Below are 22,915 nucleotides of genomic sequence, written 5' to 3'. Positions count from 1 at the left end.
TTATCCAAGTGCACAAAGAGGATTTCGTCCATTCGGACAAAGCTGGTCACAAGGAATGTAAGTATGGCTATCAGGACAATAACCAATATTAGGATCATCTCCTCCTTTAATCGTTTTTAGATTTGAGCGATCTAATTTCTTAAGATTTTTCAACATAATTATTTGATTTGTTTGATTTGTAAAACAAATATATGAAATTCAGCAATATCTAAGAAAAATATTTCATTAAAAAGGGAATTTTATAGAATTTATTTTTATTTGCTTAACGAATTATAATTTTATTTAAATTTGATTTAAAATTATCAAACATGAAAACCGTAAAATTTATCCTGTCCCTTCTTTTCGGACTTATGTTTATCAATGCCGGATTAAACAAATTTTTTAATTACATGCCAATGGAAAAGCCGACTCCTGAGCAAATGAAAGTTTTTGCAGCATTTGGAGAGCTTTATTGGCTGATGCCATTAATTGGAATTGTGGAAATTGTCGGCGGATTATTATTTATATTCCCAAAAACAAGAGCTCTTGGCGCAATCGTTATTCTACCCGTAATGGTTGGGATTGTTGTTCACGTTTTTTCAATAGACAAATCAACAATGGGAATGTCAATCGCAGCAATTTTATTCCTTATCAATATTTGGATAATTATCGATAATAAAGAAAAATATAAGGCTTTAGTGAAATAATAATGAATGGTGAATAGTCAATTCGCTTTGCTTGTCAATTTAGAAATTAACTTGCGGAGCAAAATTCACTATTCACTATTCACCATTCACTTACAAAATTATACAAAAGCACTGAATCCCGTAATCGATCTTCCGACAATCAGTGAATTGATTTCTTTTGTGCCTTCATAAGAGTAAATTGCTTCTGCATCGGCCACAAATCTCGCGACATCGTATTCGAGCAGAATTCCGTTTCCGCCCATCACTTCACGGGCCCTGGAAACAATATCTCTTGTTCTTAAGGTACAGAAAACTTTTGCCAAAGAAGCGTGCTCGTCTTTTAAAATACCTTCATCCTGCATCTCAGACAATCTAAAAACCATGGTTTGCATAGCCGTTAAGTTGGATAACATTTCTACCAAATGCCCTTGTATCATTTGAAAAGACGCAATCGGTTTTCCAAACTGCTCTCTTGTTCTGGTGTAGCTCAATGCACTTTCATAAGCACCTCTTGCACAGCCTGTTGCCATCCATGCAACGCCAGCTCTGGTCATTCTCAACACTTTTGCCGTGTCTTTAAATGAATTGGCATTTTGCAAACGATTTTCTTCTGTAACTAAACAGTCTTTCAACGTAATCAATCCGTTCTGTACGATTCTCAACGCCATTTTTCCTTTGATTTTCTCAACGGAATAGCCCGGATTGTCTTTTTCAACAATAAAACCTTTCACTTCGCCATCACCTAAATCTCTTGCCCAAATAATAATTAAATCTGCAAAAGTGGCATTTCCGATCCATTTTTTTTGTCCGTTTAAAATCCAGCCTTCAGGAGTTTTTTTGCAGGTTACGGTTAAGCCACCCGCTGCTCCGGAACCAACTTCAGGTTCTGTTAAACCAAAAGCTCCGATTTTTTCAAATTTCTGCATTTGAGGAAGCCACTTTTGTTTTTGCTCTTCCGAGCCGCAAATGTAAATCGAACCCATTGATAAACCCGACTGCACGCCGAAAAAAGTAGCAATTGAAGCATCAATTCTTGCCATTTCCATGGCTAAAACGCCTTCCATTAAAAAAGGCATTCCGGGGCAGCCGTACCCTTGATATGTTACTCCACAAATGTTGAGCTTTTGAAATTTTGGAATTAATTCAAACGGAAATTCATCTCTCAGCCAATAATGATTTACCAGAGGTTTTACTTCTTTTTCCATGAACGCTCTTACTTTAAGCTGAATTTCTCGCTGTTCGGGGCTCAAAGTGTGATAAATATCGTAGAAATCACCGTCAATCGGCGGAAGTTCTTTCTTTTTTTTATTCGGATCGAGCATTTTCATCAGTCCTCCAAGCTGTTTATCATCTAATTTTGAGAAATTCTGCATCAATTTTGGAAGGTCAACTTTTTGAGAAATGGCACTCAACTGATCAAAATCTATTGATCTGAACAAATCTATCGCGTTTCTGATTTTGGAAAAAGTATTTGACATAATAGTTGTTGTGAATTTGTTTTGTAAAAGTTAAGCAAAAATTAATCCGAAAACAAGACCATCTTCTTTAATTTATTTTACAAAACACTGACTTTTAGCTCATTAAATTAACTTTAATTTTTACAAACTTTTTATTCCTGATTTTCAAACATTACAAAAGATTCAGCTTCAACTTTGAGGTAAGCAAAACATTAAAAATCAACGTTATGAAAACCACTTACATCAGATTATCATTGGCAGCCACACTTTTATTAGGAATTTATTCATGTAAAAAAGGAGAAGCCACAGCAAACGATTACGAAATGTCTGCAGCGGCAGATTCGGCGGCGGTAGTTGTTTCAGACAGTGTTTCTTCCACCGCAACTATGAATGTAAAAGACAAGCAATTTATCAAAACCGCAGACGTCAATATGGAAGTGAAAGATGTTTACGAAGCGACAATTTCCATCGAAAAATCAGTTCAGGAATTGGGTGGATTTGTAACGCACAGCAATTTACGAAGCAATGTCATCTCTGAAGACACCTACAACACATCAAGTGACGATGCAATGCTGGTAAAAAAATACCAAACTGAAAACACCATGCAGGTGCGGGTTCCGACCAGCAAGCTTGGAGAACTTCTGACTTTAATTAATGATAAAAAATTATTCCTGAATTCCAGATCGATCAATGCGGAAGACGTGACTTCAGGCATCAAATATGCAGAGCTGGAAGGGAAAAGAATAAAAAAAACAAGTGAAAATATTTCTAAATTAAAGACCAATAAAGATAAAATTGTTCTGGACAACGATAATATGTCGGAAGAAAATCAGCAGAAGCTTGCAAATATGGACGTAACCGATAATCTGAAATACAGCACGATTGACATTTACATCAAAGAACCGAAACTCCGCATCGCCGAAATCGCTATTACCAATACAAAAAACGTTGATAATAAATACAAATTCAACTTTATTTACGATGCAAAAAATGCTTTTGTGGAAGGATTTTATTTAATCCAGAAAATCGCAGTAGGGCTGATTACAATCTGGCCGGTTTTATTGATCGGAGCTGCAATTGTCTTCTTCTTAAGAAAAAGAAAACCCTCAAAAAAAACAGAGCAAAATATATCAGAATTGTAAGCTATCCTAACTTTTTGGTTATCATCATAAAACTTAAAATTTTACATAAACCTTCATCATTTGGAGGTTTTTATTTTTAAAACTTCCTTTTCAGAATTTCAGGTTTTGTTTTGTATAAATGAAGAATCAGCTCACCAAAAAGCGTATTTGCCCATGCAAACCAAGACCTTGTATAATCTTTTGGATTGTCGACATCAAAAGATTCATGGATAAATCCGGTTCCGGCGTGCGTTGCTTTTAATGTTTTCAGACAATAGATAATTTCCTCTTCATTATCTGTTGTCAAAGCCTGCATAATTAATCCAAGAGGCCAAATTTTATGTTCCCCAATATGCGGTCCGCCAATTCCTTTTGCAAATTTTCCTGAGCTGAACCACGGATTTGCGTTGCTTAAAGAAAATTTTCTCGTGTTCTTATATATTTCATCTTCTTTTGAAACATATCCCAAATACGGAATTGACAGCAGATTCGGAACATTGGCATCGTCCATAAATAAAGCATTTCCGAAACCGTCAATCTCCAAAGCGTATATTTTTCCAGCTTCAGGATGATTTAAAATGGCATATTTTTGAATGGCTTCATCCACTTCTTTCGCTAAATTTTTATATTGTACGGAAGAATTTTCATCTTTAAAAACTTTAGAAAAAATTTCGGCAATTTGTCTCAAAGAAACAACAGCAAACATATTCGAAGAAATCAAAAACGGATAAAAAGTTGCATCATCAGAAGGCCGGAACATCGAATGAATTAAGCCTATTTTCTTTGTAGGATTTCCAAAACCTTCTCCAAATTGAGTGTCTAAAGGATTTCCGTTTGCTCGTTGAAATTTATACGGCCCTTTGGAATCTTTTCTTTGCTGCTCCTTAAAAGTTTGTAAAATTAAGTGCATTGCCTTTCTCCAATCAGTATCGAAAACAGAAGAATCTCCCGTTATTTTCCAGTAATTGTAAGATAAGCGCATTACATAACACAAAGAATCGATTTCCCATTTTCGCTCATGAATTCCGGGTTTCATTTCTGTATTGTCATTTTTCCATTCGCTGATCTTATTCGGATCATCAAAAAAAGCGTTGGCGTAAGGATCAAGAAGAACGCATTCAACCTGTTTGTTGATAACTCCTTTTATTAAATTTTTAAGTTTCTCATCTTCATTGGCAAGATTTAAATACGGAAAAATCTGAGCTGAAGAATCCCGAAGCCACATCGCATCAATATCTCCTGTGATAACGTAAGTGTAGAATTTATTGTTTTTATGGTAAAAATTAACCGTTGTGTCTAAGGTATTGGGAAAACAATTTTCAAACATCCACGCCAATTCTTCATCTGCAATTGATTTTTTAACGATTTTAACTATATTTTCGACTGCTTGGGAAGTAAATTTTCTTTGATTAACATTCGGCCTTTTTGAAATATAATCATCTCTATAAACGAATTTCAAAGAGGTAGGCAAAGCAAAAAAACCAAATCCTAATGATGATTTTTTAATGAAATTTCTTCTATTAATCATAATTTTTAACGAAAATAAATCAATTCTAAAAATAACGATTTTAAAATTTACCAAACTTTATTTTGAGTAGAAGTTTTTTATCGATTTCATTCTTAAGTAATTTGACATTCATAAAACATTATAATTCTCTTTACAAAGATTCTCTGTCAAAAAAATATTAATAAAATATTGAAAAATAATTTTGATCTATTAAAAATCAAACTAGTCGGTGAATTGATTTTTAATTCTCAATTAACATCATTGAAGTAAAATTCCGTAAATTTGCAAATCAATAATTTTGCATGAGGATTTGGTATTCAACAATCCTAAATCCAATGCCTTAAAAACCTTAATTTCTAAACATATGCTATCAAAAATAAATCCTACTCAAACAGAAAGCTGGAAAGCGCTTGACGAACATTTTGGAAATAATGATTTCGATTTAAGAAGTCTTTTCGCATACAATCCGAACCGTTTCAACGAATTTTCATTAAAAAGAGAAAATTTTCTTTTTGATTATTCTAAAAATTTAATTGATGCAAGAACGAAAGAACTTTTACTGAATCTTGCAGAAGAATGTCAGCTGAAAGACGCTATTTCTAAAATGTTTTCGGGAGATAAAATCAACGAAACGGAAGGAAGAGCTGTTCTGCATACAGCTTTGAGAGATTTTTCCGATAAGGAAATTTTGGTAGACGGTGAAAGTATCAAACCTCAGATCAAAAGAGTTTTAGATCATATGAAAACTTTTTCTGAAAGCATTATTTCAGGAAATCATAAAGGTTTCAGCGGAAAAGAAATCACCGATGTCGTGAACATAGGAATCGGAGGCTCAGATTTGGGACCAGTGATGGTAGTTTCGGCTTTAAAACATTTTAAAACAAGGCTAAACGTTCATTTTGTTTCAAACGTAGACGGAAATCATATCGCGGAAGTTGTAAAAAATTTAAATCCTGAAACCACTTTATTTATCATTGCTTCTAAAACGTTTACGACTCAGGAAACGATGACAAATGCCAATTCAGCAAAAGACTGGTTCTTAAAAGCTGGAAAACATGGAGATGTCGCGAAACATTTTGTGGCTTTATCAACTAATGTTCAAGCAGTTAAAGACTTCGGAATTGCAGAGGAAAACATCTTCGAATTCTGGGATTGGGTTGGCGGAAGATATTCATTGTGGAGCGCCATCGGTTTAAGTATCGTTTTATCCGTTGGATATGAGAATTTTGAGGAATTATTAAAAGGAGCTTACAATACGGATCAACATTTCCAGACGGCTGATTTCTCTGAAAATATTCCTGTTTTGATGGGATTAATTGGAATTTGGTACCGTAATTTCTATGCAGCAACAACGCATGCAATTCTTCCTTATTCTCAGTATTTAGACAGATTTCCGGCATATTTTCAACAGGGAGATATGGAAAGTAACGGAAAATGTGTTGACAGAAACGGAGAATTCGTAGAATATGAAACAGGACCGATTATTTGGGGCGAGCCGGGAACGAACGGACAACATGCCTTCTATCAATTGATTCACCAGGGAACAGAATTGATTCCTGCGGATTTTATTGCGTATGCAAAAAGTCCGAATAAAGTTTCTGATCATCAGGATAAATTATTGGCTAACTTTTTCGCTCAGACTGAGGCACTTGCCTTCGGAAAAACAGAAGAAGAAGTTGAAGAAGAATTGAAAAATTCAGGAAAATCTGATGAAGAAATCGATTTCTTGTTAAACTATAAAGTCTTCCACGGAAACACACCGACTAACTCAATTATATTCAATGAATTAACTCCATTTTCACTAGGGCAGTTAATCGCTTTATACGAGCATAAAATATTTGTACAGGGTGTTATTTGGAATATCTTCAGTTTTGATCAGTTCGGAGTTGAATTAGGAAAAGTTTTGGCCAATAAAATTTTGCCGGAACTTGAAAATAATGAAGCAATCAGCTCTCATGATTCTTCAACAAACGGGTTGATTAATTATTATAAAGCAAATAAATAATTGTTACGGATTTTCATTAATTTTGATTAAAATAAAAGATATGACACAGATTATCATTAACCTAAACAATAAGGAAGAAGAGACCTTTGTGGAAACTTTTTTAAAAAAAATGAAAATCAGCTTTGAAAAGAATGAGGATGATTTTGAATTGACAGATGAGATGAAAATGGTGATTGATGAAGCTTTAAAGCAAGATAGATCACAATCTGTAGATGCTTTCGAATCATTAAAGAAAATTTCGGAAAAATATGGCATTTAAAATTTTAGTTTCTCCTATTGCAAACAATAATATTGATGAAGCCATTAAATATTATAAAATGCAGTCTCAATCTGCAGCCAAAAGCTTTAGAAAGAAATTATTTGATGCTTATAAATCGTTACAGCTAAATCCTTTCTTTACCGTCAAATACAAAGATGTAAGGGCAATCCCTTTAAAGAAATTACCTTATTTAGTTCTGTTTGATATTGATGAGCAACAGCAAATTGTCAACATCCTCTCCGTTTCTGCACTCATCAGATTCCGGAAAAATATCCTTAAAATCTAATAACAAAAAGTAATAAAAGTAAAAAATGGCAGAAATTCTTGACGGATTAAAAGTATCCAAAGAAATAAAAGCAGAAATCAAAGCTGAAGTTGAAAAGATCCTGGAAAGCAAGAAAAGAGCGCCTCATTTGGTTGCCATTCTTGTCGGAAACAATGGCGCAAGCAAGGCTTATGTCAATGCTAAAGTGAAAGACTGTGAAGAAGTTGGCTTTCAATCAAGCTTGGTTAAATTTCCAAGCACGGTTTCTGAATCTGAATTATTGGAAAAAATCGATGAATTAAACAAGTCTAAAGCAGTTGACGGATTTATCGTTCAGTTGCCTTTACCCGATCAGATCGATCAGGAGAAAATTATTAACGCGATTGATCCGAGAAAGGATGTCGACGGTTTTCACCCTGTAAATTTCGGAAAAATGGCCTTGGAGATGGATACTTTCTTACCTGCAACCCCTTTCGGAATTTTAACACTATTGGAAAGATATAATATTGAAACCAAAGGTAAAGACTGTGTCATCATCGGAAGGAGTAAAATCGTAGGAAGACCAATGAGTATTTTGATGGGAAGAAAAGATTTCCCTGGAAACTCTACGGTTACATTAACGCACTCTTACACAAAAGATATTGAAGAATATACTAAAAAAGCAGACATTGTTATTACGGCTTTGGGAGATCCGCACTTTTTAAAAGGTGAAATGATCAAAGAAGGGGCTGTAATTGTTGATGTAGGAATCACAAGGGTAGACGACGATTCACCAAAAGGATACTATCTGGCCGGAGATGTTGATTTTGACAGCTGTGCCGCAAAAGCAAGCTGGATAACGCCTGTTCCGGGAGGTGTTGGCCCTATGACAAGAGCGATGTTGATGAAAAACACCATCATTGCTTACAAAACTTCAGTCTATAACGACTAATTTTAAAATGGATTTAATAGAAGATATATTATTAAAAGAAGGTAAAATGCTCCCGGTAATGGAGCATTTTTACACTCTTCAGGGAGAAGGGGCACACACCGGAAAAGCATCTTACTTTATAAGATTGGGCGGGTGCGATGTCGGATGCCACTGGTGTGACGTGAAAGAAAGCTGGGATCCGAATTTACATCCGTTAATGAATGCAGAAGAAATTGCAGAAACCGCCGCAAAACACTGTAAAACAATTGTTTTAACAGGTGGAGAGCCCTTAATGTGGAATCTTGATATTTTAACCTCTAAATTAAAAGAATTGGGATGCACCGTTCATATCGAAACTTCCGGGGCATATCCCATGAGCGGACAAATCGACTGGATTACACTTTCCCCAAAGAAAACAGGACTTCCAAAAGAGGAAATTTACGCCAAAGCAAGCGAGCTTAAAGTAATTGTTTTCAACAATAACGATTTTAAATTTGCCGAAGAACAGGCTGCAAAAGTTTCCGAAAACTGTACATTATATCTTCAAAGCGAATGGAGCAAACGGGATGAAATGTATCCTAAAATTACAGATTTTATTCTAGAGCATCCCAAATGGCGGGCTTCCGTTCAGACACATAAATATCTGAATATACCATAAAAAAACGTATATTAGCCTCCCGTATTCGTAAGAAAAACCAATAGATGCAGAGAATTCGATACTCTAGATACCTGAAATCGATTATTATTTTGCTTGACCTCGTGGTTATTGCATCTATATTTATATTCTTTTTTCTAAGCAGAAATGCTGAGTTAAAATATAATCAGGAAACCTGGTATCAAAATGCTTTTTCGTTAATACTGTTATTTTTGTTCTGGATGCTTCTCAGCGGCAGGACAAAGATTTATAATATTCCGAGAAATCTTACTTATACCTTATTTCTTGAACGGCTGCTTATTCACTGCCTGCTATTCATTCTCGGTGTTTTGCTGATCGGAAAAGTGAGCTACAACGTATTTTTTAATTCCGATGTTTACTGGCTTTCATTTTATCTGTTTTTCTTTATATTTTTAGCTAAATCTTTAATTTATTTTACGATAAAATATTTCCGCAGCTTAGGAATCAATCACAGAAATATAATGTTTCTGAACGAAGACAGCTCCACAGAAGTTTTAAAAAATATTTTGATTAACAGAAAAGATTACGGATACAAGATATTTAATTATTCTAAATCTGGCATAAGTTCTGCCGATTTGGTTGAATTCTGGAAAAAAAACGGAATTCATACGCTGTTTTTGCCGACTGATCATTCACTGACCGAAAATACCGAAAGTGAAATCTTTAGCCTTGCTGAAGCCAACAAAGTGCATGTAACCTTGATTCCGAGTATTACACAAAGTGATTTTTTCCTTTATGATCTGGAATATATTCAGACACAGCCGGTTTTAAATCAGGCAAGATATCCGTTAGATTATTATTCTAATTTTTTACTGAAAAGGGTTTTTGATATCATTTTTTCAGTGCTTGTTTTGGTGGGCATCTGCTCGTGGTTATTTCCGATTATTGCAATTTTTATTAAAATTACATCAAAAGGGCCCGTTTTTTTCTTACAGAAAAGATATGGCTTTCATGAAGAGGTTTTTCATTGTATAAAATTCAGAACAATGATTGTAAATGATGAATCAGCGACCAAAACAACAGAAGAAAATGATTCAAGAATTACAAAATTCGGTAAAATTTTAAGAAAAACAAGTCTTGATGAGCTTCCTCAGTTTATTAATGTGCTGAAAGGAGAAATGTCAATTGTCGGTCCGCGACCTCATATGCTTGCGGTTGACAATTATTATAAGCCGAAGATCGGGAGATACAGCCTGAGAAGCATGGTAAGCCCGGGAATTACAGGTCTTGCCCAGGTAAATGGTTTGAGGGGAGATTTTGGCGATGTGGAAGTTGATATGAAAAAAAGGATCCTGGCGGATGCATTTTATGTCAGAAACTGGAGTTTTGTGTTGGATATTGTCATTATTTTGAAAACTATCTTATTGGTAATCGGTGGAGATAAAAATGCAAAATAAAATAAAAAAAGGATGAGATTTGTGTTAATATGGTTTAAATTTTTGATTAAACAGAGCCTCAGACTTAACCTCAGTTTTAAACTAATTAAATAAAAAAAGTCTAATTTAGCAGAATGTTAAAAAAGTTTTTTACAGCAATAGGAGAATATATCATCCTCATGGGTAAATCCATGCAGAAGCCTCAGAAAATGAGGGTATTCTGGAAGCTGTTCATGAGAGAAATCAATGATTTGGGAGTCAACTCATTCGGGTTGGTGATCTTTACATCTATATTCGTAGGAGCCGTAGTTGCGATTCAAATGTTTAACAACTTTGATGCTTCCTCATTTCCTATTCCGACTTCGTTTGTAGGATATGCTACAAAGGCTGTTTTGGTCCTGGAATTTTCACCTACCATTATCAGCTTGATTCTGGCAGGGAAAGTTGGCTCATATATTGCTTCGAGTATAGGAACAATGAGGGTTTCGGAACAGATCGATGCATTAGATATTATGGGAGTAAATTCACCCAATTTTTTAATTTTACCTAAAATCATTGCCTGTGTTATTTTTAACCCGCTCCTGATTGCCATAAGTATTGTTTTTGGTATCAGCGGAGGGTATGTTGCAGGGGTTTTAACAGGAAACTGGACAACAGCGGATTATATAACTGGAATTCAGATGTATATGCCTAATCTTTTTGTGTATTATGCGTTTACCAAAACCGCAGTTTTTGCCTTCATTATTGCTACTGTTCCTGCTTATTTCGGTTATACCGTAAAAGGAGGTTCGCTGGAAGTAGGCCGCGCAAGTACACAAGCGGTGGTCTGGACGATGGTTTTCATTATTCTTTCCGAATTAGTATTAACCCAATTAATATTAAGCTAATGATTGAGGTAAAAAATCTTAAAAAAAGTTTTGATGAAGTTGAAGTACTTAAAGGAATTTCAACAACCTTTGAGAAAGGAAAAGTGAATCTTATCATTGGACAAAGTGGTTCCGGAAAAACCGTTTTTCTTAAAAGCTTATTGAATGTTTATCAGCCTTCTTCAGGAGAAATCCTTTTTGACGGAAGAGATATTAATGTGATGAACAGGGAAGAAAAGCAGCATTTACGCTCTGAAATCGGAACCCTATTTCAGGGAAGTGCCTTGTTTGACTCTTTAACGGTGGAAGAAAACATTATGTTTCCTTTGGACATGTTCACCAACCTTACTTTCAGAGAGAAAAAAAGAAGGGTTTTTGAAGTAATCGGAAGAGTGCATTTAGATAAAGCCAACAGAAAATTCCCGTCTGAAATTTCCGGAGGTATGCAAAAACGTGTAGCCATTGCCCGAGCCATTGTCAATCACCCTAAATACCTGTTCTGTGACGAGCCAAACTCTGGCCTGGATCCTTATACTTCAAATGTAATTGATGATCTTCTGCTTGAAATTACAAAAGAATACAATACTACCACCATCATCAATACGCACGATATGAACTCCGTAATGACGATTGGCGAGAAAATTGTTTACCTAAGATTAGGAATTAAAGAATGGGAAGGAAATAAAGACGTTCTCATCACCGCGGGCAATAAAAATCTTATTGACTTCGTTTATTCATCAGAATTATTTAAAGAACTGAGAGAATATTTATTGGAAAATAATAAAACTATTGAGAATACAATCACAAAAATAGACGATAATGAAAAAGGTACTTAGTATAGCATTAATAGGATTTTCTTTGTTTGCTTCGGCGCAGATTTCTCTTGCCGGTAAAGCGAATTTAATTTTCCCGACAGGTTCGCCTTCATGGAAAAATATCAAAGGAACAGTAAACGGCGCGATCGAAGGAGAAGGTAAAAACAATGTAGGCTTCAACGTAGGTCTTTCATTAAAGGTAAACCTTCCAATGGCGTTTTTCGCAATGCCGGAATTGTATTACACCAATTTTAAGAACGAATTTACAACCGCCAACACAACTTTTGATATTAAAAGCAGCCGTGTAGATTTACCGGTTCTTGTAGGCCACAAAGTTTTAGGAGATATGTTGGGCGTCTTTATTGGCCCGGTTGCAAGCTATAATTTGAGCAAAGAAGATACTTTCAATGATTTTAAAGAAAATGCAAGAGATAATTTCACGGTAGGTTATCAATTCGGGGCTCAGCTTGAAATCAAAAAGCTGATCGTAAATGCAAGATATGAAGGCTCTTTCAGCAAAGATGAAAGAAATTTCATCAACAAAGTATCCGGCGAAGAAGTACGATACGACAACAGGCCCAACCTTTTTATGGTAGGTTTAGGATATAAATTTTAAGAATTTCACGAAAATAACAACTATAAATAATCCTCAAATCATTAAACTTGAGGATTATTATTTTGTGCCTGACGAAGTTCTGCTTCACGTCTTGCGATTTCTGCAGCCTGTTTTTCAAGGTCTTCCTTATCTTTTTGTAATTGTCTGTATTCTTTTTTCTTTTGCTCAGCCTTAATAGCGCTTCCTTTACTTACATACCCTACAAGTCCGCCGATAATCAAGCCAACACCAATTCCTCCCATAATTCCCATGATATGAGGCATTCCCAGATCATTGATTGTAAAATTGTTTGCCGTTAAATAAAATAGAAGTACCGATAAAGCTAAAAGTATCAGCCCGATAATTGTTAAATTTTTCATAATGTTGTGTCTAAGTGGTTATAATTAAAAAGCCTTATCAAATTTACTAAAAATTTAATAAGGCTAATCAAGATTAAAATTTCTAATTATTATATTTTATATTTTTCCACCTGCAGCCTTATAATATTCTAAAGCCTGAGGTAAATCCTTATTAATATCTGAAATTCTTGTTTCAGGATTCGGGTGGGTAGATAAAAATTCCGGCTGTCTTCCTCCTGTAGATGACGCTTCCATCCTATTCCAGAAAGGGATTGCTTCTCTTGGATCGTATCCTGCCATCGACATTAGATATAATCCCATTTTATCAGCCTCTGATTCCTGATTCCTTCCATATTTCAATAACGCAACCTGTGAACCGATAGGATAAGCTTTCTGGAAAATAGCGGCCCATTGCGCATTAGAAATCGTGCTTCCTAAAATACTTCCACCATATTGCGCTACCATGGCCTGAGAAATCCTTTCGTTCCCGTGTCCGGCTAGGGCGTGAGAAACTTCGTGGCCCATCACAACGGCAAGTCCGTTATCATTTTTCGTAACCGGTAAAATTCCTGTATAGACAGCTACTTTTCCGCCCGGCATACACCACGCATTAAGTTCTGTGCTTTGTAAAAGATTAAATTCCCAGCTGTAATTCGCAAGATCAGCAGATCTTCCTATACTTTGATAATATTTTTCTGCAGCAGTTTTTATTCTGTTTCCTACATTTACCACTCTTTTTGCATCTGCTGTCCCTGTAATTACTTTTCCTTTAGACAATGTCGATTTATATTCCTGTGCAGACATTGTTAATATTTCTGAATTATTTGCGATCTGCAAAGAAGACCTTCCTGTAATAGGGTTTGTGGTACAGGCTGCAACTGACAATGCAACTGCTCCCATTCCGAATAAATGTTTTATTTTCATAGTTTCGAGTGTTAATAATTCAACCTTAACAATTTCTATTCCAAAATACCTCAGAAGGAATATATTTGCATACAATTTGCTATATAAATGTAATAATTATTTTACTATCATGAAAAAGTATATTTCACTCTTATTTATTTTCGGATTTTTCTTTCTCTTCCAGAGTTGTTCGGCACAGAGCAAAATGGATCCTCAATCCGTCAATACCCTTGTTAATTCACAGGAGTTTACCTTTTTTGCCCAAAGAGCCAATCCTACGAATTATGATGTCATTAATGTAATGAATTCTATGCCGAATTCTACCTCAACAAGAATTCTTGAATTGAACGGAAATTATACCATAGAATTAAAAAATAATATTTTAAATGTTGTTTTACCCTATTTCGGAAGATCATTTAAACCAAATTACAGTGGTGATAATAGCTATAGATTTGAATCTAAAGACTTTACAGTTAATAAATCCCAAAATAAAAAAGGAACCTGGATTGTAAAAATTAAACCGAACGATACAGATAAAGTTGATGAAATTATCATTGAAATCTATAAAAGCGGAAAAGCATTCACTTCAGTAAGAAGCAATGACAGACAGCCGATTTCTTACGATGGATATGTTTCTAAAAATGAGGAATCTAAGTAAAGTTTGATGCGAGATTCGTGATGCGAGTTTAATAAACATGCTCAAACCAGGAACTTCGAAACTCAGATCCCGGTAATTGATTCGTTTAATTATATTTAAACATTCTCTGAACCAGGAAATTCGAAACTCGAATCCCGTAAAAACTTTTCAACAAATAACTTTGCTTCGGTGCTTGGGTTTGAAACCATTGCTGAAGCATTTTTTTTATGCTGAATATAGGCTTCCTCCACAGAATTATCCCGCTTCATCATAGATAAAATATATTCCTGAACCCAATATTCAAAGCGTTTTTCGGCTTGTTGGGTCCGAACGGCTTCAAAACGGTTATTTTTCTTTTTTAAGCTGATAAAATCATCAATTTTTTCAAAAACTTCCTGCAATCCCTGATTATGTAAAGCAGAACCCAATAAAACAGGAACTTTCCAGTCTTTTTCTTTTGGCGGAATAAAATCCAGCGCTCGTTTTAATTCTAATCTTGTATTTTTTGCTTTCTGAAAATTGCTTTCTTCTACTTTATTAATGAAAATCACGTCTACCATTTCCATGATACCGCGCTTGATTCCCTGAAGCTCATCTCCGCCGCCGATAATTTTCAGGAATAAAAAAACATCAGTAATATCGGCGACCAAAACCTCTGACTGCCCTACTCCAACGGTTTCAATTAAAATATAATCGTAGCCTGCAGCTTCGCAGATCATCATTGTTTCAAAAGTAGTATTCGCAACGCCACCCAAAAATCCGGAGCTCGGGGAAGGCCGGATAAAAGCATTTTCTTCTTTCGACAATTCTTCCATTCTGGTCTTATCACCCAAAATACTTCCTTTGTTGATCGCTGAGCTCGGATCGATCGCCAAAACAGCCACTTTTTTGCCTTGAGAAATGACCAATCTTCCGAAATTTTCTATAAAAGTTGATTTCCCGGCACCCGGAACACCTGTAATTCCTACACGAACGGATTTTCCCGTGAAAGGCATAATTTTCTTTAAAAGTTCCTCGGCTTGCTGTCTGTGCTCGGCTTTTTTACTTTCAACTAAGGTAATGGCTTTTGCAATCAGGCGTTTGTTGCCCGATTGTATGCCTTCAATTAGTTCTTCTGTAGAAAATTTCATTAATTCAAAAATAAGGATTAAACGGTGAATGGTCAATAGTCAATTTGCTTTGCTTGTCAATTTTTTCAAGAATTGATATTTCAATGAATTTATAAATAATTCCGATCAAAAGAGGGAAACTTTCACCTCAAAATTTCACTTTTTTTGAAATTCAGAAAATTTGACAATTTACAAGTGAAACGAATTCACCATTCACATTATTATTACTATTTGTATTTCTTCTAAATTAAGTTCCGCCTAATCAATGGAAAAGGGAATTTCCTACATTTGTTTCAATCAAATAATTTAAACAATGAAAAAACTCATCGCTGTAGCATCATTCACTGCTGTTTTGCTAGCATCCTGTACACCAAAAGCTTCAACAGCAACATCTCCGGTAGCTTCAGCCTCAACAGCAGAACAAATCGCACAGGGAAAAACGATCTTTGAAAACTCGTGCGGAAGATGTCATAAATTACCAGACCCTACTTCACATAATCCTGTACAATGGGTAGGAATTATGAACTCAATGGCGCCGAAAGCAAAACTGTCTGACGAGCAGCATCAATGGGTTTATGATTATATTGTTTCTGTGAAAAAGTAACAATTCATCTTAAAAAATATTACTATGAAAAAGTTAATTTTAAGTATTATTTTAGGTTCAGCTTTTATGGTTTCCTGCGGGCCTAAAAGTGTGGCTGTAACCGGACCAAAATACACCTCATCTGAGCAATTAGCACAAGGAAAGACCATTTTTGAAAACTCATGCAACAAATGTCACGGTTTACCAAACCCAGCAAAGCATGACGATCAGGGATGGATCAAAACATTGAGCAGAATGGCTCCCAGAGCGAAGTTAAATGATGATCAACATCAAATGCTTTACGATTATCTTATTTCTGTAAATAAAAAATAGGCTTTCTTCTGAAAGTCTGTTTTTGTTTTTGAATTTGATTTTAAGGCAAAGAAAAACATATGAATTGACAAGCAAAGCAAATTGACTATTCACCATTGACTTTTATCTCAGTTCAATTCCCAATCCCGGTTTTCCGTTGAGCATTATTTTCCCATTTTCTACAAAATTTCCCGTTGCATAATCATTGGAAATAAGATTCGCGCCGTCCAAATCTACATAATCAACAAACCCTGCCAAAACACAGCCCGCAGAAATCCCAACGGTAGATTCTGTCATGCAGCCGATCATAATTTTATAGTTTAATTCTCTGGCTTTTTTAATCATTTCTAAGGCGGCAGTTAAACCGCCACATTTCATTAATTTGATATTGATGCTTTTGTAATACGGAATTAATTCATCCAAAGAATCCAAATTCTGACAATCTTCGTCTGCCATCCAATTGGCGAAACCTTCTTTTCTAAGAGCTTTATACTGATCAATTGGTCGCGGCTGTTCTAAATATGAAAACTTCTGAACCTCAACATTTTCCTGAAGCCAAAGACAATCTTGATCAGTAAAGCTTGCGTTGGAATCTAAAGCGATATTTCTGTTTAATGCTAACAATTTTTCAACATTGTTTCTATCTAAACCTTTACATTTTACTTTAAACTTGTTCCAATTGCTTTTTTCAATTTTTTGTATCTGCTTATCAATTTCTCCCACGGAAATGGTGATTGAGCTTTCCACTAAATTTTCAGAAGGAATGTTATTTAATTCAATAAAACTTTTGTTTTCCAATTTTCCGAAAAGATCCCAATAGGCACAATCCAACGCAGAAAGTAGAAACGGATGAAGATTTAAACTCATTAAAAATTTGAAAAATTCTTTCGGATGAATGATTTTCTGAGCTTCAATCTTTGGTTGAATTTCTTTTAATTTTAAAACAAAACTCTGAAGATCAATTTGATAATAATCGATCGCAACGCATTCGCCGTAACCTTTTCCGTTTTGATGAGACAATTCTATGAGTAATGCTTCCCGTTTATCATAATTTCCGTAAGCGATTGAGAATGTTTCTTTTAAGTGAAGCTGTTTAAGTTCAAACCGTAATTCCATTATTAAATTTACAAAAAAGGAGACTTATTTCGTCTCCTCCTTCTTTTTAATTTGTTTTTGTTTGGTCTTTTTGGGCATTTTAGATTTGATAAATTTCCTGCGTTCTTTTACAATATTCAAACTGTATTCGGTAAAACAATATTTTTTAGCTTCATCCAAAAATTTCAAGGCATTTATTAAACTTCCTCTCTTCTCGGAAAGCAAAGATCGATGAAGCCAAATTGCCGATTTATCTATTCCTTTGATTTTTAAAGAATATTTGATGAGCTTTTCGGCTTCATGGAAATCTTCATTGTCCAAAAGGCATTTGATGTAATATTGCGGAACATTTAAGTTGGTCACATCACATTGCATCGCTTCTTCAAAATAAAGCCTTGCTTTTTCGTAATCAGTCAGCATTTCGCTGTATATTCTTCCCATCAAACACAGGCTGTCTGCATCTTCGGGATCGTAGGACAATGCATAATTCAACGCTTCCAGGCAATCCGGCAAGCTGTAAGGATAATTATCTAAAGCCTCGAAATAGTATTTGCTTTTAGTTAAGGTCATTTCTGTAGTTTTTTAATTCGTTTTTCAGGACGTTTCTTTGTTTTTTGAAAGATTTTTCCTGATAATTCTTTTTAAAATCTGTTCCGGAAAATGTACGGATCGGACTTCCTCTTTGCACCTGCAGATGATTGTTCCAGGTTTCCTGCATTCTTTTTTGAAGCTGAATAATATTCTGTTCCAAGACTTTTTCTTTTAATCTTATAATGGACCGTTTTTTATTCTCCAATTGCGAACGCGAATCCTGTACGAAAACACTTTGCCCAGTCGGTAAATGAGTTGCACGAACGGCAGTATTCACTTTATTCACGTTTTGTCCGCCGCTCCCCTGGCTTCTCGTTGTCTGGAATTGAATATCTTTTTCATTAAAATTGATTTTCTCCAAACCCTCCAGTTCAAAAACACCGATGAACAATTGCTTCTTTTGTGCAGTTTCCGGAATGTACTTTTTCCTGTCCAACAAATGCTTCCTAACCAAGTTTTTAAAAATTCATTTAAATCTTTTGCTCTTAAAAGCAGGGTCACGGATTTCAATGTCAGATTTTCATCCCCATTTTCACGGTGTATGATTTCGTAGTCTATATTATTATGTTTTGCTTCCTCAAGGAAAACCTTCAGAACTTTGGCAACTACCCATTGACATTCTAAAGGTCCTCTTCCTGAGGTTATTTGTATTAATTTGTCCATTTTAATTTAGTTTACAGTTGCTTGTTCCTAGTTATCAGTTAAAGTCATCAACTAATAACCAGAAACGCGCAACAAAAATTACTTATCCATCCTCACAATCCTGGGTTGGAAAGTTCCGAGAATATCTACCAAATCGCTTTGGGCATTCATGACTTCGTTGATATCTTTGTATGCCATTGGTGCTTCTTCGGTATTTCCGCCTATCAAAGTGATATTCTTTAGTTTTAATTCTTTTTTAATGTCATTTTGAGTGAAAAGATTTCTGCATTCCCCTCTCGAAAAAGCCCGTCCTGCCCCGTGTGAAGCTGAATTCAAAGAATCCGGATTTCCTTTTCCGCGCACGATGAAACCTTTTGCGGTCATTGATCCGGGAATCATTCCCAATTCATTTTCATTGGCCGGAGTGGCACCTTTTCTGTGAACGATCACTTCTTTTCCGTTGTGGATTTCTTTCCAGGCGAAATTGTGATGGTTTTCAATTCTGGCTTTTACTCTGCCGCCGACCGCTTTCACCAATCTCCTGTGAATGTCGTTGTGACAGGCTGAAGCGTAATCTCCTGCGAGATTCATCGCCGTCCAATATTCTAATCCCAGATGCGTATTTAAATCCAGCCAGGCGAAATTTTGGGCTTCTTTCGGCAACGGGCATTGTTCTGTCGCAACCCTTGAATAGTATTGAGCAATCTCAGCTCCCAATCCGCGCGATCCGCTGTGAGAAAGAATTCCGAGGTATTTTCCTTTTGGAAGTCCGATTTGCTCGTCTTCTTCTGTCATTTCAACTTCCCCGAATTCCACAAAGTGATTTCCGCCGCCGGAACTTCCCATTTGCTTGATGGCTTTTCCTTTTAATCTTCTCAAAATTGGGATCATATCAAATGTATCTCTGTCGAAAATCTCGTGATCGACATGAGATTTATGTGTTTCGTACATTCCGAATTTGGTATGCTCGGCCAGCGCTTTTTCATATTTGTCTCTTGCGCCGTCCAGATATGAAACAGGGGTATCCAAAATACTGAGACTCATTCTGCAGCCAATATCCATCCCAACTCCATAAGGAATCACGGCATTTTCCACCGCCAAAACTCCGCCGATCGGAAGCCCGTAACCGCTGTGTGCATCGGGCATTAAAGCTCCCTGCGTTGCAATTGGAAGTTTCAATGCAGTGTACAATTGGTTTTTTGCTTCATCCGAAATATTGTTTCCGAAGACCTGAAAAGAAGCTCGGTTTGTATTGAGCATTCTTTTTTCTGTTTTCTTTGATGAAAGCAAAGCTTCCGAGATTTGTCCGAAGGTTAAATCTTTTTCGTAATTCTCCGGATTTTGCAGAATTTCTTTCAAAAGAGATTTTACGTGATGAATATTTTTCGTTGCAAAATTCCTTTTCATGACTTCCAAAGCGATATTGACTCTGATTGTTTGGATACCCTATTTTTAATATATCTTTTCCTTTAAGTTTTAAATTTCCCATTGTTTTTAAATAAGATGTTAGATATTAGATGCCAGAAGTTAGCCTTTGAGCATCTGATATTTTTTTCAACTAAACACTTAGTCGAATTTTGGTTTGTTATCATTTTGATTTGTGAAAATAGATTCTTCCTTCGTCAGAATGACAGTTTGGAGTTTGTTCTAGCCCCGATGGAAACGGCATCCTTTTTTTGCGCTGGCTTGAAAAAAGCGCAGGCAAAAAAGATACAGTGGACAGCGGGATTAAGCTCCTGATAAAAAATGATTTCGGTGAAACTTGTTTGAGTTTGAAATATTGCGCAATAAAAAACCCGAAATCTTTACGACTTCGGGTTTTGACATTTCATTGTACTGCTATTCTAAGAGTGTACCAAACCACGAAGCCTCACCACCATAAGTGGCAAATCGAAAGGAGAATTATGATCTAATCTGAACATTGCTTCGTTGTTTTTTAATGGTTAAACTTTATTTTAAGCTGCAAATATATAAATTTTTCTGAATATCAACTTTTTTTTATTTTTTCTGTTGCTTTCTGATTGATTGTCATTCAATTCAAAATGTTATATTTGCCTTCTTAACTAAAAAATTATGAAAAACACTTTAATGAAATCGCTATTTTACGTATTTGCATTTGCTATTTTATTTTCATGTAATTCTAACAAGAACAATGAGATTCTGACTTACACCACCGACACTACATTGGGATTGTCGAGAGTTAATTTAAATACAATTTCAGAAAAAATTCCTGTTGACAAGATTTTAAAAGAAAAGAAAGACTTAAAAGATGATGAAAAATTTTTCTTACAACTCGTAAGCAAACCGAAAGAATCCGGTATTGATACGGATAAACCTCTTTATTTTATCATCGATCAGGGGAAATCTACTTATGATCCTGATGCCAAAGCTTTCTTCTGGATCACCGACAAAGCAAAATTCCAGAAAAGCATGTCTGATCTTACGAAAACTAAAGTAACGATCGACAAAAAAGACTACATCTACGTTGACGGAAAAATGACAGGAAGCATCAAAGGCGATATGGCAATCGTTTCCAGTGATAAATCATACAATCCTTATGGTTACAGTTCTTTAAATGCTCCCGTTCCAAATTCTTCTTCTAAACTTGATGAAAAATATTTTACAGATTTCTGGGGTAGAAAAGGAACATCAAATGCAGCGATAAAAGATCAGGTCAACCAGTCTTTGGTGAGTGACAGAGACATCAGCGGATGGGTTAATCTTGCTGCTGTAGCAAGCTATGTTTCAAAAGGTTATATTGAAACACTGGCTGTCAATAAATTAATTATAGATTCCGGGATTGGTTTCGATTTTAATTTTGATAAAGGAAAATCTGAAATGGATACCAAAACATTCTTCAACTCAGATATGAAGAAAGTGGTTGAAAAATATTACGATAAAAATGCCGTGAATTATGATCTTGTGAAAAACGTAGAACTGAATAACGCAAAATCTTTCACAATTGGATTTTTCAGCTTAGATTTTATGAGATATCTGGTGAAAGAAGCTGGTTTTGAAGCCACTGTAAACCATTATCTGGCATCAACCAACAAAACGCTGGAAGATATTACCTCTACTTTTACCGGAGATTACGCTTTTGCAGATTTTAAATCTAATCCTGCCGATACGATGGAATATTACAAAACAAATAGCGCTGTTGTTTTAGGCTTTAATCCAAAGAAAAAAGACGTTCTTACATCTTTGCTTCAAGGTCCGCTTGGTCAAAGTAAAAAATATATGATCGCTGACAATCAGGTGATTTTCTCTGAGGATAATAATGTAATTTATCAATTCCAAAACAGAAAAGCCGGAAAAAACACAAAACTTAATAAAAAAACGGGAATTACAGCCTATTCATGGTCTGACGGAAACGACTACAATCAGAAGGAAAAAGCAACCGTAAAAGTTGTAGATATGGTCAGCGAATCTAAAGAAGACGGTGGAAATCTGGTTTCTAAAACGGTATTTACTTTAGACAAAAAAGATGAAAATGCATTGTATTATTTAATAATGAATGGATAATATTATTTTAGAAAATATTTCACCAAAATATTTCACTCCCAGAAATGTAGATCAATCCGAAATCTGGAAAAAGAACATCTCTTTTCAGAAAGGGAAGAAATTCCTGATTGTTGCCCCTTCCGGGAGTGGAAAATCTACTCTTGCTACGGCTATTCTGGGAACCCATTTTCAATATGAAGGAAGTATAAAATATGATCAGCAAATCGTAAAAAACCTTCATCTTGAGAAAATCGTGGAGAACAGAAAAGATGGGGTAAGCCTGCTTTTTCAGGATGTAAGATTAATTAAAAACCTTACGATTTCGGAGAATATTTTACTGCGAGTTTTTAATAAAGACAGAAAAAAATTCATTCCGAAAATGGAAGAATATGCTTCAAGGCTAGGAATCGAAAATCTGCTCAATAAAAAAGCGGAAAACTGCTCGTACGGCGAAAGACAGAGAAGCGCCATTGTAAGAAGCCTTGTCAACCCGACCGATTTTCTGATCTATGACGAATGTTTCAGCCATTTGGATGTAGATAATAAGAAAATTGCCTTTTCGTTAATCAATGAAGTGTCTCAGGAAAACGGAAGCTCAGTCATATTTTTTGAATTGAATGAATTCCCTTTTGAACATGAATATCAAATTCTTCATTTATAAAAGCT

Annotated in this window: 24 protein-coding genes and 2 pseudogenes; 16 read left to right on the top strand and 10 right to left on the bottom strand. The window is 35.3% G+C overall.

What is annotated here, in order from left to right:
* The gene (locus tag BLT04_RS19205) at positions 1-156 is read right to left on the bottom strand and encodes a bacteriocin-like protein (RefSeq protein ID WP_449384766.1); all 156 of its coding nucleotides are present in this window, start codon (positions 154-156) and stop codon (positions 1-3) included.
* 152 nt (positions 157-308) lie between these two features.
* Here BLT04_RS19205 and BLT04_RS08815 point away from each other — a divergent pair, with 152 nt between their 5' ends.
* A complete protein-coding gene (locus tag BLT04_RS08815; RefSeq protein WP_089755406.1) occupies positions 309-686 on the top strand; it encodes a DoxX family protein in 378 nt (125 codons plus the stop codon).
* A gap of 98 nt (positions 687-784) precedes the next feature.
* Here the strand turns inward: BLT04_RS08815 and BLT04_RS08810 are convergent, their stop codons facing one another.
* Entirely contained in the window at positions 785-2,143 is a 1,359-nt protein-coding gene (locus BLT04_RS08810) for an acyl-CoA dehydrogenase family protein (protein ID WP_089755405.1), read from the bottom strand.
* 206 nt (positions 2,144-2,349) lie between these two features.
* Between BLT04_RS08810 and BLT04_RS08805 the strand changes: the two genes are divergently transcribed.
* Complete coding sequence (locus tag BLT04_RS08805) at positions 2,350-3,264, top strand: DUF4349 domain-containing protein (RefSeq protein ID WP_089755404.1); 915 nt, start codon at positions 2,350-2,352, stop codon at positions 3,262-3,264.
* Positions 3,265-3,340: 76 nt separating this feature from the next.
* Here the strand turns inward: BLT04_RS08805 and BLT04_RS08800 are convergent, their stop codons facing one another.
* On the bottom strand, positions 3,341-4,771 hold the full coding sequence (locus tag BLT04_RS08800; RefSeq protein ID WP_089755403.1) for a glycoside hydrolase family 125 protein: 1,431 nt from the start codon (positions 4,769-4,771) through the stop codon (positions 3,341-3,343).
* A gap of 343 nt (positions 4,772-5,114) precedes the next feature.
* On the opposite strand from BLT04_RS08800, the gene pgi reads away from it, so the two are divergent.
* From pgi to BLT04_RS08755, 9 genes are all read left to right on the top strand, one after another.
* Positions 5,115-6,755, top strand: coding sequence for a glucose-6-phosphate isomerase (gene pgi, locus BLT04_RS08795; protein ID WP_089755566.1), 1,641 nt, complete (start codon positions 5,115-5,117; stop codon positions 6,753-6,755).
* 40 nt (positions 6,756-6,795) lie between these two features.
* A complete protein-coding gene (locus BLT04_RS08790; protein WP_089755402.1) occupies positions 6,796-7,014 on the top strand; it encodes a hypothetical protein in 219 nt (72 codons plus the stop codon).
* Positions 7,004-7,300 (top strand): type II toxin-antitoxin system RelE/ParE family toxin, encoded by a 297-nt coding sequence (locus BLT04_RS08785; RefSeq protein WP_228421922.1) that lies wholly within the window; start codon positions 7,004-7,006, stop codon positions 7,298-7,300. The genes BLT04_RS08790 and BLT04_RS08785 overlap by 11 nt, the downstream gene beginning before the upstream one ends.
* A gap of 25 nt (positions 7,301-7,325) precedes the next feature.
* Positions 7,326-8,210: a bifunctional 5,10-methylenetetrahydrofolate dehydrogenase/5,10-methenyltetrahydrofolate cyclohydrolase gene (locus BLT04_RS08780; RefSeq protein ID WP_089755401.1), complete on the top strand. Its 885-nt coding sequence runs from the start codon at positions 7,326-7,328 to the stop codon at positions 8,208-8,210.
* Positions 8,211-8,217: 7 nt separating this feature from the next.
* Positions 8,218-8,847, top strand: a complete 630-nt coding sequence (locus BLT04_RS08775) for a 7-carboxy-7-deazaguanine synthase QueE (protein WP_089755400.1) — start codon at positions 8,218-8,220, stop codon at positions 8,845-8,847.
* 44 nt (positions 8,848-8,891) lie between these two features.
* The gene (locus BLT04_RS08770; RefSeq protein WP_089755399.1) at positions 8,892-10,262 is read left to right on the top strand and encodes an exopolysaccharide biosynthesis polyprenyl glycosylphosphotransferase; all 1,371 of its coding nucleotides are present in this window, start codon (positions 8,892-8,894) and stop codon (positions 10,260-10,262) included.
* A 113-nt stretch (positions 10,263-10,375) separates the two neighbouring features.
* Entirely contained in the window at positions 10,376-11,128 is a 753-nt protein-coding gene (locus BLT04_RS08765) for an MlaE family ABC transporter permease (protein WP_089755398.1), read from the top strand.
* Positions 11,128-11,943: an ABC transporter ATP-binding protein gene (locus BLT04_RS08760; protein WP_089755397.1), complete on the top strand. Its 816-nt coding sequence runs from the start codon at positions 11,128-11,130 to the stop codon at positions 11,941-11,943. The genes BLT04_RS08765 and BLT04_RS08760 overlap by 1 nt, the downstream gene beginning before the upstream one ends.
* A complete protein-coding gene (locus tag BLT04_RS08755; RefSeq protein WP_089755396.1) occupies positions 11,927-12,538 on the top strand; it encodes an outer membrane beta-barrel protein in 612 nt (203 codons plus the stop codon). The genes BLT04_RS08760 and BLT04_RS08755 overlap by 17 nt, the downstream gene beginning before the upstream one ends.
* 41 nt (positions 12,539-12,579) lie before the next feature.
* Here BLT04_RS08755 and BLT04_RS08750 read toward each other — a convergent pair whose 3' ends face one another.
* Together BLT04_RS08750 and BLT04_RS08745 are read right to left on the bottom strand one after the other, a co-directional pair.
* Entirely contained in the window at positions 12,580-12,897 is a 318-nt protein-coding gene (locus BLT04_RS08750; RefSeq protein WP_089755395.1) for a hypothetical protein, read from the bottom strand.
* A gap of 96 nt (positions 12,898-12,993) precedes the next feature.
* A complete protein-coding gene (locus BLT04_RS08745; protein ID WP_089755394.1) occupies positions 12,994-13,800 on the bottom strand; it encodes a M48 family metallopeptidase in 807 nt (268 codons plus the stop codon).
* Positions 13,801-13,909: 109 nt separating this feature from the next.
* Between BLT04_RS08745 and BLT04_RS08740 the strand changes: the two genes are divergently transcribed.
* Positions 13,910-14,437, top strand: coding sequence for a DUF4251 domain-containing protein (locus tag BLT04_RS08740; RefSeq protein WP_089755393.1), 528 nt, complete (start codon positions 13,910-13,912; stop codon positions 14,435-14,437).
* Between the two features lie 95 nt (positions 14,438-14,532).
* Here BLT04_RS08740 and meaB read toward each other — a convergent pair whose 3' ends face one another.
* The gene (meaB, locus tag BLT04_RS08735; RefSeq protein WP_089755392.1) at positions 14,533-15,546 is read right to left on the bottom strand and encodes a methylmalonyl Co-A mutase-associated GTPase MeaB; all 1,014 of its coding nucleotides are present in this window, start codon (positions 15,544-15,546) and stop codon (positions 14,533-14,535) included.
* A 292-nt stretch (positions 15,547-15,838) separates the two neighbouring features.
* Between meaB and BLT04_RS08730 the strand changes: the two genes are divergently transcribed.
* Positions 15,839-16,129, top strand: coding sequence for a c-type cytochrome (locus BLT04_RS08730; RefSeq protein ID WP_089755391.1), 291 nt, complete (start codon positions 15,839-15,841; stop codon positions 16,127-16,129).
* 24 nt (positions 16,130-16,153) lie between these two features.
* A complete protein-coding gene (locus tag BLT04_RS08725; RefSeq protein ID WP_089755390.1) occupies positions 16,154-16,441 on the top strand; it encodes a cytochrome C in 288 nt (95 codons plus the stop codon).
* Between the two features lie 102 nt (positions 16,442-16,543).
* On the opposite strand, the gene BLT04_RS08720 is transcribed toward BLT04_RS08725, so the two are convergent.
* From BLT04_RS08720 to BLT04_RS08705, 4 genes and pseudogenes are all read right to left on the bottom strand, one after another.
* Positions 16,544-17,536, bottom strand: a complete 993-nt coding sequence (locus BLT04_RS08720) for an enolase C-terminal domain-like protein (protein ID WP_089755389.1) — start codon at positions 17,534-17,536, stop codon at positions 16,544-16,546.
* Between the two features lie 24 nt (positions 17,537-17,560).
* Positions 17,561-18,085, bottom strand: a complete 525-nt coding sequence (locus BLT04_RS08715; protein WP_089755388.1) for a tetratricopeptide repeat protein — start codon at positions 18,083-18,085, stop codon at positions 17,561-17,563.
* Positions 18,072-18,769 (bottom strand): annotated as a pseudogene (prfH, locus tag BLT04_RS08710) (peptide chain release factor H). The gene BLT04_RS08715 and the pseudogene prfH overlap by 14 nt, the downstream one beginning before the upstream one ends.
* A 78-nt stretch (positions 18,770-18,847) precedes the next feature.
* Positions 18,848-20,237 (bottom strand): annotated as a pseudogene (locus BLT04_RS08705) (RtcB family protein).
* Between the two features lie 599 nt (positions 20,238-20,836).
* On the opposite strand from BLT04_RS08705, the gene BLT04_RS08695 reads away from it, so the two are divergent.
* Together BLT04_RS08695 and BLT04_RS08690 are read left to right on the top strand one after the other, a co-directional pair.
* Entirely contained in the window at positions 20,837-22,270 is a 1,434-nt protein-coding gene (locus BLT04_RS08695) for a hypothetical protein (RefSeq protein ID WP_139166229.1), read from the top strand.
* Complete coding sequence (locus BLT04_RS08690; RefSeq protein ID WP_089755385.1) at positions 22,263-22,910, top strand: ATP-binding cassette domain-containing protein; 648 nt, start codon at positions 22,263-22,265, stop codon at positions 22,908-22,910. Before BLT04_RS08695 ends, BLT04_RS08690 begins: the two co-directional genes overlap by 8 nt.
* Positions 22,911-22,915 lie beyond the last annotated feature (5 nt).

The sequence above is a fragment of the Chryseobacterium soldanellicola genome (genome assembly GCF_900100115.1).
GTDB classification, from domain to species: domain Bacteria; phylum Bacteroidota; class Bacteroidia; order Flavobacteriales; family Weeksellaceae; genus Chryseobacterium; species Chryseobacterium soldanellicola.
The sequence above is the reverse complement of the archived record's forward strand: the minus strand, read 5'-3'. Positions and strand labels throughout refer to the sequence as shown.

Coding starts and splice junctions, on each gene's coding strand:
- BLT04_RS08815 (WP_089755406.1), top strand. CDS start 309: ATGAAAACCGTAAAATTTATCCTGTCCCTTCTTTTCGGACTTATGTTT.
- BLT04_RS08770 (WP_089755399.1), top strand. CDS start 8,892: ATGCAGAGAATTCGATACTCTAGATACCTGAAATCGATTATTATTTTG.
- BLT04_RS08725 (WP_089755390.1), top strand. CDS start 16,154: ATGAAAAAGTTAATTTTAAGTATTATTTTAGGTTCAGCTTTTATGGTT.
- BLT04_RS08750 (WP_089755395.1), bottom strand. CDS start 12,897: ATGAAAAATTTAACAATTATCGGGCTGATACTTTTAGCTTTATCGGTA.
- BLT04_RS08780 (WP_089755401.1), top strand. CDS start 7,326: ATGGCAGAAATTCTTGACGGATTAAAAGTATCCAAAGAAATAAAAGCA.
- BLT04_RS08755 (WP_089755396.1), top strand. CDS start 11,927: ATGAAAAAGGTACTTAGTATAGCATTAATAGGATTTTCTTTGTTTGCT.
- pgi (WP_089755566.1), top strand. CDS start 5,115: ATGCTATCAAAAATAAATCCTACTCAAACAGAAAGCTGGAAAGCGCTT.
- BLT04_RS08715 (WP_089755388.1), bottom strand. CDS start 18,085: ATGACCTTAACTAAAAGCAAATACTATTTCGAGGCTTTAGATAATTAT.
- BLT04_RS08730 (WP_089755391.1), top strand. CDS start 15,839: ATGAAAAAACTCATCGCTGTAGCATCATTCACTGCTGTTTTGCTAGCA.
- BLT04_RS08745 (WP_089755394.1), bottom strand. CDS start 13,800: ATGAAAATAAAACATTTATTCGGAATGGGAGCAGTTGCATTGTCAGTT.
- BLT04_RS08760 (WP_089755397.1), top strand. CDS start 11,128: ATGATTGAGGTAAAAAATCTTAAAAAAAGTTTTGATGAAGTTGAAGTA.
- BLT04_RS08790 (WP_089755402.1), top strand. CDS start 6,796: ATGACACAGATTATCATTAACCTAAACAATAAGGAAGAAGAGACCTTT.
- BLT04_RS08775 (WP_089755400.1), top strand. CDS start 8,218: ATGGATTTAATAGAAGATATATTATTAAAAGAAGGTAAAATGCTCCCG.
- BLT04_RS08810 (WP_089755405.1), bottom strand. CDS start 2,143: ATGTCAAATACTTTTTCCAAAATCAGAAACGCGATAGATTTGTTCAGA.
- BLT04_RS08800 (WP_089755403.1), bottom strand. CDS start 4,771: ATGATTAATAGAAGAAATTTCATTAAAAAATCATCATTAGGATTTGGT.
- BLT04_RS08720 (WP_089755389.1), bottom strand. CDS start 17,536: ATGGAATTACGGTTTGAACTTAAACAGCTTCACTTAAAAGAAACATTC.
- BLT04_RS08740 (WP_089755393.1), top strand. CDS start 13,910: ATGAAAAAGTATATTTCACTCTTATTTATTTTCGGATTTTTCTTTCTC.
- BLT04_RS19205 (WP_449384766.1), bottom strand. CDS start 156: ATGTTGAAAAATCTTAAGAAATTAGATCGCTCAAATCTAAAAACGATT.
- BLT04_RS08690 (WP_089755385.1), top strand. CDS start 22,263: ATGGATAATATTATTTTAGAAAATATTTCACCAAAATATTTCACTCCC.
- BLT04_RS08805 (WP_089755404.1), top strand. CDS start 2,350: ATGAAAACCACTTACATCAGATTATCATTGGCAGCCACACTTTTATTA.
- meaB (WP_089755392.1), bottom strand. CDS start 15,546: ATGAAATTTTCTACAGAAGAACTAATTGAAGGCATACAATCGGGCAAC.
- BLT04_RS08765 (WP_089755398.1), top strand. CDS start 10,376: ATGTTAAAAAAGTTTTTTACAGCAATAGGAGAATATATCATCCTCATG.
- BLT04_RS08695 (WP_139166229.1), top strand. CDS start 20,837: ATGAAATCGCTATTTTACGTATTTGCATTTGCTATTTTATTTTCATGT.
- BLT04_RS08785 (WP_228421922.1), top strand. CDS start 7,004: ATGGCATTTAAAATTTTAGTTTCTCCTATTGCAAACAATAATATTGAT.